We start from the raw sequence: 11401 nt of genomic DNA on the forward strand, positions 1-11401 counted from the left end.
GAGTGAACCTCCTACGTTATTCTATGAATGCCGATCTTCGCTAATCCTCAAGGTGTGCGATCCAAATCTGGGCGCGGCGTAAGAACCATATGCACAACAGAGGTCGTGCGCAGGTTCACCGCAGCAACTGCGGATCGGCGAACGCCGGGAATCCACAGGATCCGGCCTGCGGCATCCGTGACCATCGGGATGCGGGAGCGGAGGGATGGTGGTATTTTCGCGTCGATGAAAATATCTTTTACCTTTTTGCTGCCGTTTAATCCCATAACTTTCATCACGTCTCCCGGAAGACGGGAACGCACGGTAAGCGGATAGACCAGCTCATCCGCATCAAATATCGCTTCGTTATTTCCTTCTGCCTTGACGTGAAGCTCCCTGCCGGCCCCAGACCGCGTGATTCGCAAGATCTGGCTCAGGCCCTCGATCGGCACCTCTGCCGGAATTTGTTCCACCAAATATGTATAATGAGGAATCCGACTTTCTACTGCCGGGGGGATAAAGCGGATCTTGTCATATTCGCGTACGCATCTAACGCCGCCGCCTAGGTCTAAGCTCCACGTTGTGGGCCGATCTTGAATCGTCCCTTGACGAATCGCTTCGACCTTGACAAAATCGCGATCCTCCGTACTTAAAGGCAGATAATTTAATATTAGTTTAATCAACCTCCGTTGTAAAGCAACATGTAAACCGGAGAAAAGAGGGGCTTCCAACGAGAAAATCCCGCCCTCCGTCCGCACAAGCTCCGCGTACAACTTTACCGCTTCCTGATGCAGATAATCATCTTCCGCTGCAGTCAGCACCGCCAACCGATTCAGCGATTCCTGTAACTGACCATTATATTGCCCCAAAAATGGCAACACATCCAACCGAATCGAATTCCGCGTCATCTCTTTATCCAGGTTGCTGCTGTCTTCGACGTAAGCCAGCCCGGATTCGCGGCACGCCTGGAGCAAATCCGTCTTGTATATACGGAGCAAGGGGCGGATAAGTTCCACATTTTTTTCGCGGCGTTTGGGTCGCATCCCGGCTAATCCAGAAGGTCCGCTGCCCCGCAGCAGCCGCATCAGCACCGTCTCGGCCTGGTCGTCGGCATGATGAGCCAGGGCGATGGACGATGCTCCATAACGAGCGGCCACCTGATGCAGATATTCGTACCGTTTCTCCCGAGCCGCCAGCTCGAGGCTTTGCCCCGTTTGCTTCATATAAGCCCGCACATCCGCGTAACCCAGATCAAAAGGGATGCCCAGCTGCTTGGCAAGCTTACGGACAAATTCCGCATCCCGATCCGCCTCGTCTCCGCGTAAGCCGTGATGAAGGTGCGCGCAGATTAGCCCAAGTCCCAGCTCCTTGTCCCCAGCGATTTCCTTCATTATATGCAGCAGAACCGTAGAATCGACCCCGCCGGACACCGCCACAACGATCACATCTCCGGGCAACCATAACTGCTCCTGCTGGCCAAACCGGCGAACCTGCTCGGTTAAGCGGTACAGCGTGGTTTCCTTCATCGGGCCCCCCTCTCCCTTCTCTCCAAAAATAGCGAACCAAATGGAGACATCTGAACTCGTTCGTAAACGTAACGGACTGTAAGGACGTTATTTGCCTATTTCCTGGCTATTTCCTAATCTAACGGACCTCAGTGACCTTAAGTCGCCTTATCATGGACCTGATCAACGCAATTATCCGAAATAGGAGCTCCTCAGTCCGTTAGAATCGGAGGAAGTCCAATGACGAGTGAATAGCGTCTCTGGTGTCCGTTAGCTGAGGAAGGCAGCGGCCAACCTAAAACCGGAAAGTTAAATAAAGCGCACAGGCAAGCAAGGTCAGCGATACCGCAAACGCCCCGACGATCCATCCCGGGGTCCCAGGCCGCGTCCGGCGCCGCGGAGTGATACGGCGAGTGACTATCTCCTTCCATAACCGGCACGCTTCCGCTGTATCGCTGAACTCCCCGTGCAGCGCCCGCTTCAGCCAAGCGCGATACGGCGCCAACGCCTCATGTCCATCGACGATGGCTAGAAGATCGCTCCGGCTGCGCGTCTGCGGCAGCTGAGTCGCTGCCTTCTTCAGTGCACTCTCAGCAAGCATATGAATGCAGACGACCGCGAAGGAGAACCAGTCATACGCAGGATCTGCCGTACGGCTTCCCGCTCCCCAGAAGCCGCGGTCGTACCACTCTGTGAACTGCTTGACGCTGTGCCCTTCACTAGTCACGCCGCCGTAATCAATCAGCTCGACCTCGCCATAAGCCCCTACGAGCACGTTCTCCGGCTTAAGGTCACCAAACACCCAGCCGGAGCGGTGCAGCTGTCCGAGCTGTTGCAGTAGTTGAAGGCCGGCCACGTCCAGCCAGCGCGGGCCCCGACGAGCCAAGAAGGCGCGCAACGGTTCCCCTTGCACATAGCGCATAACGTAGAAAGGAATCTCCCTTCCCTGGTAAGTGAAATCGTCCACCTCCACCAGGTAATTGAGATCCCGTTCCGCCGCCCCCCGCCGCCGGCCTTGACGCTGCAGTGCTTTCAGCACATTAACTTCCGATTGAATATCCAGCGTATCAAAGCCCAGTTTCAGAGCGTATAATTTTCCGTTTTTCTCCCGTTTCACCAGGAATACAACGCCGTTAGCCCCTTGCCCGAGCAGACGCTGGATCACATACCGGCCGCCATTCCAGCGTCCGATAATCCGCGTTCCCTGCGGCAGGGAAATCTTAGACGACGTAGTCGCCGAGGATTCCATCTTGTCCCTCCGTCTTCTCACGCCAAGACTTACCATGTTCATTCAGTGTACCATATCGCATAAAATCCATCACCTTCAGAAGCGCAGGTCCCGTTGGCGTAGCCCCTCTCATGACGAGGCGTTGGAAGATCGAACGGGCCGATCCCAGATCGCTGGTCCAATCCATATCCAGGACGGCATCCTCTCCGCTATGGGCTCCGGGAAAATGGAAGACCGCCAGTTGACTCTCCCCTTTCCGCGAGCTCAAGCTCAGCATCATATCTCGAATCGCTTCCTCCACGGCCCGAAGCTTCGGCTTCATGCTGGCGCTGGCATCAATTAGAAGCGCCACCTGCAGCGAGCTGTTCTCACTCAGCTCATCGATCACCTCAACGACTTGGGAGCGCTGCTCCGGCGGCAAGTCACTCACCGTCTGATCGCCGAGGATCTGCCGAATCTCTTTATGGACCGCCTGTTGAATCGTCTGAACGACCGTTTTGCGCGTCATCATCTGCATTGTCTGCGCCAGGTTCTCGGTGCCGACAATCCGGCTCATCCCGCCGCCAGCCTTGGCGATTTCAGCGATCTCCTGACTCCCCAGCTCGCCAATCGTACCGTAATCGACAATCCCTACCACATTGACCGTGATTCCTTCCTGCCTTGCCAGCGCCGCAGCCATCACCGGACTTTCCCCGACATTCGAACACCCGTCCGTAATCAACATGATCTGTTTCATCGCATCATCCCGCCCTTCAAATAGATAGAGTTGAACATTCTCGTATCTATCATTTCCAGCTAGGATAGAATTCAAACCAGTTGTACGAAGAAAGATCCGGCCCGGGCCTCATCACTTGCCGATCCCCCGAATTTTATACTTTCTCATATCTACAAAAAGAAAGGAACTTAAGACCGCCGCCTTAAGTTCAATAGAATGCAGATTCAATCTGCATATTTATGTTCAATGCGCATTTCGAGAGTTCCCGTATCCGGGTCCTCCTGATCAATCAAAATCTCCCAATAGTCAGGAGCCAAAGCTCTGAGTTGCCGATAAGCTTCCCGATGCAATTTAACGCCAGCAAAGCGGTTGTTGTCAAAAACATAATCCTGCTCCGCCCGCAACCCAAATTTGATCTCCAGCAAGCTTCGCAGGCCGCCTACGGTCATAAATTTAAATCGGTAGCCTTCTGATAGGGCAATCTTCACCTCATCCAAATGCTCCTGGAGGTATTCCACAAATCCGCCCCACTGCAGCTCCGGGTCTACTCGTTGCTGCAATTCATCGGCGTCCTTACGCTCCAGCAGCTCCATGAGCTCCGCCCCTTGGATGCCCTTCGCCTGAATCCTCTCTAATCGCAGCGCATAGAGCTGCGGCAAGCTGGTTTTTGGTGGTGTCAAAAGCATGACCTCCCTAACTATATAACTAATTCGCTCTACTCTACCTCACACTATACCAAATGGCACGCCACAAAATGCCCTCCGCCCATGTCGCGGAATTCCGGTACCCGCTGCTTGCACTCTTCCGTAGCAAACGGGCATCTCGTATGGAATTTGCAGCCCGAAGGCGGGTTCGCCGGACTCGGAATATCACCCTTCAAAATAATCCGCTCCCGCTTCATGCGCGGAATCGGCAGCGGCACCGCAGAGAGCAGCGCTTTGGTATAGGGGTGCAACGGATGGCGGAATAATTCATCCCGCGAGGCCATTTCAACCATTCCGCCCAAATACATCACCCCAACCTGTGTGCACAGATGCTCCACAACGCTAAGGTCATGCGAGATGAACAAATACGTAAGCCCGCGCGTCTCCTGCAGCTTACGGAACAGGTTGATGATTTGCCCCTGAATCGATACGTCCAGTGCAGAGACCGGCTCATCGGCAATCATCAGCTCGGGGTTAAGAATCAGCGCACGAGCGATCCCGATCCGTTGACGCTGTCCACCGGAGAATTCGTGCGGATAACGATCAATATGATAGGAGGACAGCCCGCAGGAAGCCAGCACCTCCAGCACCCGGTCGCGGATTTCCGCCTTCGGCAGCAACCCGTGGTCGAGCAAAGCTTCACCGATGGCATCGCCCACCCGAATTCGGGGATTCAAGGAACCATAGGGGTCTTGGAAAATCATCTGCAGCTTAGGTCTCAACTGGCGAAGCTCTTCATCCCCCAGTGAGTAAAGGTCCGTGCCTTTAAACAGAATGTCGCCGTCCGTCTTCTCTGTCAAACGAACGATGCTGCGACCGACCGTACTCTTCCCGCTGCCCGATTCCCCCACCAGACCGAAGGTTTCCCCAGGCTGAATGGTGAAGCTGATGTCGTCCACCGCCCTCACCTGTCCGGTTGTCCGCTGCAAGAGCCCTGTTTTAATTGGAAAATACTTCTTCAAATGCCGTACTGTCAGCAGCGGCTCACCCATGGCGCTTCTCCTCCTCATACAACCAGCAAGCGGCTTTCTGGCCGCCTCCAAGCGATTTCAACGCCGGCTCCTTCGTGCGGCAAATCTCCATGCAATGCGCGCAACGGTCCTGAAAATAACACGAAGGCTGCAAATCCAGCAGATTTGGCACTTGGCCTGGAATAGAAAACAGCTCATCCTGACGCTGTCCGAGCACCGGCTTCGACTTCAACAACCCTTGCGTGTAAGGATGCTTCGGCGTTTCGAATAACGCGGTCACTTCCCCTTCCTCCACGACTTTGCCAGCATACATCACGACCACGTAATCGGCCATTTCTGCGACGACACCAAGATCATGAGTGATCAGCAGGATCGACATGTCGGATTCCGCCTTAATTTGCCGCAGCATATCGAGGATTTGTGCTTGGATCGTTACGTCGAGCGCCGTCGTTGGTTCGTCCGCGATCAGCAGCTTCGGCCGGCAGGAGATGGCGATCGCAATCATAATCCGCTGCAGCATCCCGCCGCTCAGCTCATGCGGATAACTCTTCATAATCTGCTCCGGCCGAGAGATCCCAACCTGTTCAATCAGCTCGAGGGCACGCTGGCGAGCTTCCTTCTTGCTCAGCTTCAAGTGAAGCACCATCGGCTCGATTAACTGCTCTCCGATCGTCAGCACCGGGTTCAGCGAAGACATCGGCTCTTGAAAAATCATCGCAATCTCATGCCCGCGAATGGCGCGAAGATGATGTTTATCTAAAGACAACAGATCGGTATCACCAAATTGGATTCGCCCGCCGATCTCCACCTGCGGTCCGCTTTGCAGCAAGCCCATAATTGACATTGCCGTCACGCTCTTGCCGCAGCCCGACTCACCGACGATACATACGGTTTCCCCTGGCTTGATCCGCAGGCTGACTTCATCAACCGCTTTGATCCGTCCTTCTTCAGTATGAAAATGCGTGCTTAGCCGATCTATCTCCAGCAAAGTTGACATAAGCTTCTCCACCTACCTGTTCGTTTTCGGATCCAGCACGTCTCGCAGCCCGTCGCCAAACAAATTGATAGCAATGACAGTGGCAAAAATAGACAGCCCCGGCGGAATCCACAGCCAAGGATGCTGCTGGAAGTCGATCAAATTATTTGCGGCGTCAATCATATTGCCCCAGGTCGGCGTCGGCGGCATTACGCCCAGCCCAAAGAAGCTGAGCACCGACTCACTAAGGATCGCTCCGCCGATGTTCAGCGTAGCGATGACGATAATCAGCGGCACGAGATTCGGCAGCAGGTGATGGATTAGCTTACGCCGGTCACGAAGCCCCAGCACCACCGCCGCCTGCATGAATTCGCGCTCTCTCAGGCTTAGCATTTGCCCGCGGATCATCCGCGCCAGCCCCGGCCAGTTCACCAGACTGAGCATGATCATGACGATGTACATACGGTAATCGGTCGGCACCTTCCACTCCGATAAGAGCGCGCCGGCAATGAACAACAGCGGCAATCCGGGAATTGTTAACAGCAAGTCGGCAAGCCGCATAATGACTTGGTCCACAATCCCTCGATAATACCCGGCAATCGCACCAAGCAGCGTGCCCAAGAAGACGGACAACACCATAGATACCAAGCCGACCGTCAGTGAAATGCGTCCGGCCTGCAGGACCCGAGTTAATACGTCCCGTCCCAGCTTGTCGGTCCCCAGCCAATGCTGCCAGCTCGGCGGCTTGTTCATCATCGACATCTGAATTTTGTTATCCGCATACGGCGAGAACAACGGACCTAAGAAGCAGGCAAGAAACATAAAAACAACAACAACGAGACCTGACATGGCCAGTTTGTTGCGAAGCAGTCGGCGCAGCGATTGCCGCCACAGCGACGGCTTCTTAGATACGGCGGTACGAGCAGCCTCTTGTCCCGAGCCCGGCTTCGGCAAATGTTCTGGAATTGAGTTCATGGTTGCTTAACCCCCTATTACAACCGAACGCGCGGGTCGGCGATATGGTACAGCAAGTCCGATAACAACGTCCCGATCACGGTCAAGATTGCAATCAACATCGTAAATCCCATTAATAACGGATAATCTCGAACGGAAAAAGAAGACATGTATAATTGCCCAATTCCCGGCCAGTTAAAGATTTTCTCAATGATGAGCGAACCGCCAAACAACGCAGGCAGCTCAAACCCCACCAGCGTGATCGCCGGAAGCAGCGCATTGCGCAGCGCATGGCGGTAGAGCACCTTGCTTTCCTTCAACCCTTTGGCCCGGGCCGTTCGGATATAATCCTGCTTGATCACATCGATCATGTTGGTCCGGAAATAACGGGTCAGCGAACCGACACCCAGAATAGTCATAACGATCACCGGCAGGGTCATATGGTGAATCACTTCTTTTACGTAAGCCAGTCCAATGGCATTGCTCCCCGTTGTGATCATCCCGCCTGGCGGCAGCCATTTCAAATCAACCGCAAGAATTTTAATCAGGAACAACCCGATGAAGAAAGACGGCAGCGACATCGCGGCGAAGATCAGCACCAGCACCAGCGTGTCGAACCAGGAATACTGCTTGTAAGCCGAGATCACGCCAACGATCACAGCAATAAACCAAGTGAGGAACGTCGACACAGCCGCCAGCAGAAACGAGTTCCAGATATAGTCATTAAACAACCCCAGTACCGGCTTCTGTTGGGCTAACGAATAGCCGAAGTCGCCATGAAAAGCATTCTTCATCCATATGAAGTACCGCTCTAATAGCGGCTTGTTCAAGCCATAGATTTCCCGCAGCTCAGCCTTGCGCTCCGGCGTCAGCTTGATGTTCCCGCTGATGAAGTCGCCGGGCGTCAGCGCGTACAGGCAAAAGATCAGCAGCGAGGCTGCCAACAGAATCGCCACCATATAAATCAATCGTTTGGTGATATAGGCGCTCATCGCGTCGCACTCCTTAGACGAGCCATCCCCTCGCATGCAAGGCACACGAGGGGAGCGGCTGATTTTTCAAAGATTTAAATTCTATTCCAACGACCAGTTCGGCAAGCTGGAGGACAGGCCGGTAAACGGACTGACCGTCAGGTTTTGAATACGGCCGTTATAGGCGTATACCGTCTTCTTGTAGCTCGTGAAGATAATCGGTAACTCGTCGTTCAGCAGCTGGAACAGCTCTTTATAAATCGCTTTACGTTGCTCGATGTCGCTGGTGCTCAGCGCTTTGTCGTACAGCTCCTTGACCTTCGGATTATCGTAGCCTTTGATCTCGCCATCCACGAATTGCAGGACACCGTCGGACGGGTCGGCAAGCATTGGAGTAGAGAAGGAAGCCATATCGTAGTCGCCGCCTTCAACCTTGGAGACTAACGCGTTAAAGTCCGCGAATACCTCCGGCTGGAAGTTAACGCCGATTGCCGCGAAGTTCTCCGTCGCTACAGCAATAAAGACGTCGGTTTGAGCGTTCTTGGAACCAAGGAAATGGATCGTCAGCTTCTGACCGTCCTTCTCACGGATACCGTCTGCCCCTTTCACCCATCCGGCTTCATCCAACAGCTGATTGGCTTTGTCCGGGTCATAGACATATTGGTTGATGCCTTCTTCCGTGTAAGCCCAGGAAATAGGCGAAGCTGGAATGTTGGCGACTTGCCCTGCGCCTTGGTTCGCTTCCACGTAGATGCTTTGGCGATCCAGGCCATACGTCAGCGCCTGTCTCACTTTCTTATCCTTCAAAGCTTCATGCTCCAGATTTAATTGCAGATAACCATAAGTGCTTGGGGTATACGGCAGAATGTTAACGAAGCCCATGCTTTTCAGCTTGTCGATGTTCTCGGTTGTAGCACTGAAGGAAGCGTAGTCCACTTCACCGGTCTCCAGATACTGCCATGTGTCCCCTTCAGAGGTTTTATAGATAAACTTCTCGGTTTTTGGCTTACCCGCATAGTAGTAAGGGTTGGCGACATAGCGCACCTCTTGCCCCGGAATGAACTTCTCCAAGATATACGGGCCGTTGCCGACTGGCTTCTCGTGCAGCTTCTTAATGTAGTCGAGCTGACCAAACTTGTAGTCCTTCCCATAGTAGGCTTTAGACAGAATATCGCCGCCAAGCAGCACCAGCGCCGTTGCATTTGGTTGCTCCAGCGTAACCGAGATGGTCTGAGAATCTTTCACGGTAATGCCGGAAATGCTGTCCGCTTTCCCTTCCTTGTAGGCTTCGCCGCCAACGATATGTAGCGTAGGAATTTGGGAGTCCCCATCGTAAGCTTTGTCATGCAGCAGTGTCCAAGTAAAAGCCACATCGTCCGCCGTCATTGGCGAACCGTCGCTGAACTTCAAGTCCTTACGCAGATGGTACGTATACGTCAGCTGATCATCGGAAACCTCCCAGCTTTCAGCGAGGCCCGGAGTTGGAAGCCCTTGGTCATCCACCGTCACTAGCGGTGTATAGAGCAGCGACGACACGTTGCCGTCATATCCGCTCTGCTGGAAGTACGGCGTAAACGCACCGCTTGGGTCGGTCAAGCCAACGATGATTGTATCCGTGCGTTCTTTGGCGATCGCAGGCAGCTTAGACATATCGCTGGCTGGAATGAACTGCAGATCGCCTCCAGCCTCCGAACCTGCGTTGTTGGCGCCAGCCTCACTTTGGCCGTTACCCGCCTGAGCCGATGCCGAATCCGATCCTTGCGCAGCATTGTTGCCCCCGCCGCAGGCCGTAAGGACCAAAGCCCCGGTCAACAATAAAGTTAATAGCGCAGTCACTCGTTTTCTGTTCATTTGCATGATTCTCTCCCTCCGTATTGTCTTTTTTCAGGTGTAACCTTACAATAGACGTTAATTCCGATAAGTTAAGTGGAGTTTTAACGCTCCTATTATACGATCGGGCCACTGTTCTGTAAATAGAGAACTTAATATTTTTTCTTTATTCAGAGAATATAGCATATATGCCACAAAAAAAAGACCCTGTTCCGTTCGCACGGAGCAGAGTCCTTATGACTGCCAGGACTGACGCTGTTTTAGTTTACGATATAATCAACTAATTTCTGGTGCATCACATCCAGCATTTCCGGACGCAAGCTATATTCGGAGATCGTTTCCCCATCGACATGGGCACGGATAAAGCCGCCGCTGCGAAGCTTGGACACATGATCATGCGTAATCCCCTTGGAGATTTGCAAATGACGGACGATCTCCGTAAACGTTCGAGGGCCGCCGCTCAAGAATCGCAAAATTTTCAACCGGCTCTGCTCGGCGAGTGCCCGGAGCATCCGGTAGTCATGGGGAGGAAAATCCGTCTCGTCACCCAGATAGAACCGTGCCGAATAATGACACAACGTGATCCGGCCAAAATGATAAATAATGTTCATCGGCTGAAAATGATAGTGCGGCACAAGAACCAGCTTTTCCAGCCCTTCTTTTGGCAGAAACGTGAGTCCGTTCGTCGTCTTTTCAATGAATACTGACAGCTCGGTCTGGCGGGCCAGCTCCGCTGCACGCGTCTGAGCCTCGGAACGCAGTCCCTCAATCACTTCCGGCGCCAGCTTACGAAAATATTGCTCGTGCCAACTGGACAACACGGACAAGGTACGGGAGCGGTACTGTCCCATATCCTTCGGAAATTGCTGGCTGTACACTGCGATCAGTTCATACAGATCTCCTGGCGTCTTCTCTTCCAGCCAGGCCAGAAACTCCTCGGGGGATGCTCCTTCCGGGCACAAGTAAGCTAGCAAATACGTGATTTTCCAATCGCTGTCCACGTCCATATCGTTGAGAGTGGAGCTGAAATCCGGCGTAATTCGAGATAACGTATCCTTCACCCATGCCGGGCTCAAGTCGATTTTTTTATGTGATTTGCGGCATATCATCGTATGTAGGCTGCTGAGTAGTTCGTACCGGGGTTCGAAAGTGACATCCACGCGGTAATCCAATATTCAACTCCCCTTTCTCACCCCCTATTATAACGTGCTTCCCCCCCGTTCAGCCAAAACAAGATTTTTCCGCCAAAAAAAGAACTTGAGGTTCTCACCTCAAGTTCTTACGTAAACCATGATTTCGCCTTATGCGCTAAATGCACCACGACTGTCGTATTTGCGCCGTTGCCGCCACGAGATGTAAAAGCGGCTAGGCCCCCTAAATCCGGAGTCCTGACCTACAAGTTTTGTGTTATCGCAGTCCAGCTCATTTTCTTGTGTGTTTACATCGATTTATGGAACTTTGAGGTATCCTCTAGCATTTTGACCCATAACGAAAACTTCATGGGAGCCATATGCTTCAGGCTACCATGCATTCTTCGATAATTATAAAAGTCCATATATTGATCAAGT

At 53.1% G+C, this 11401-nt stretch carries 10 protein-coding genes; all 10 read right to left on the reverse strand.

Translation table 11 applies throughout. The features are described 5' to 3' along the window. Positions 1-47: 47 nt before the first annotated feature. On the reverse strand, positions 48-1505 hold the full coding sequence (gene tilS / locus C812_RS21115) for a tRNA lysidine(34) synthetase TilS (protein WP_016314669.1): 1458 nt from the start codon (positions 1503-1505) through the stop codon (positions 48-50). Between the two features lie 274 nt (positions 1506-1779). Next, positions 1780-2733: a serine/threonine protein kinase gene (locus C812_RS21120; protein WP_016314670.1), complete on the reverse strand. Its 954-nt coding sequence runs from the start codon at positions 2731-2733 to the stop codon at positions 1780-1782. Further along, positions 2705-3448, reverse strand: coding sequence for a vWA domain-containing protein (locus C812_RS21125; RefSeq protein ID WP_016314671.1), 744 nt, complete (start codon positions 3446-3448; stop codon positions 2705-2707). Before C812_RS21125 ends, C812_RS21120 begins: the two co-directional genes overlap by 29 nt. A 203-nt stretch (positions 3449-3651) precedes the next feature. Continuing rightward, complete coding sequence (locus tag C812_RS21130; RefSeq protein WP_244268382.1) at positions 3652-4113, reverse strand: hypothetical protein; 462 nt, start codon at positions 4111-4113, stop codon at positions 3652-3654. Between the two features lie 44 nt (positions 4114-4157). Beyond that, positions 4158-5123, reverse strand: a complete 966-nt coding sequence (locus C812_RS21135) for an ABC transporter ATP-binding protein (protein ID WP_016314673.1) — start codon at positions 5121-5123, stop codon at positions 4158-4160. Further along, positions 5116-6099 carry an ABC transporter ATP-binding protein gene (locus C812_RS21140; RefSeq protein ID WP_016314674.1) on the reverse strand — a complete coding sequence of 328 codons (984 nt, stop codon included), beginning with the start codon at positions 6097-6099 and terminating at the stop codon, positions 5116-5118. Before C812_RS21140 ends, C812_RS21135 begins: the two co-directional genes overlap by 8 nt. A gap of 12 nt (positions 6100-6111) precedes the next feature. Continuing rightward, positions 6112-7053, reverse strand: coding sequence for an oligopeptide ABC transporter permease (opp4C, locus tag C812_RS21145; RefSeq protein WP_016314675.1), 942 nt, complete (start codon positions 7051-7053; stop codon positions 6112-6114). Between the two features lie 17 nt (positions 7054-7070). Continuing rightward, positions 7071-8024: an ABC transporter permease gene (locus C812_RS21150; RefSeq protein ID WP_016314676.1), complete on the reverse strand. Its 954-nt coding sequence runs from the start codon at positions 8022-8024 to the stop codon at positions 7071-7073. Between the two features lie 81 nt (positions 8025-8105). Next, positions 8106-9854 carry an ABC transporter substrate-binding protein gene (locus C812_RS21155; protein WP_157274765.1) on the reverse strand — a complete coding sequence of 583 codons (1749 nt, stop codon included), beginning with the start codon at positions 9852-9854 and terminating at the stop codon, positions 8106-8108. Positions 9855-10093: 239 nt separating this feature from the next. After that, positions 10094-11005: an ArsR/SmtB family transcription factor gene (locus C812_RS21160; RefSeq protein ID WP_016314678.1), complete on the reverse strand. Its 912-nt coding sequence runs from the start codon at positions 11003-11005 to the stop codon at positions 10094-10096. Positions 11006-11401 lie beyond the last annotated feature (396 nt).

The organism is Paenibacillus barengoltzii G22 (genome assembly GCF_000403375.2).
Lineage (GTDB): Bacteria > Bacillota > Bacilli > Paenibacillales > Paenibacillaceae > Fontibacillus > Fontibacillus barengoltzii.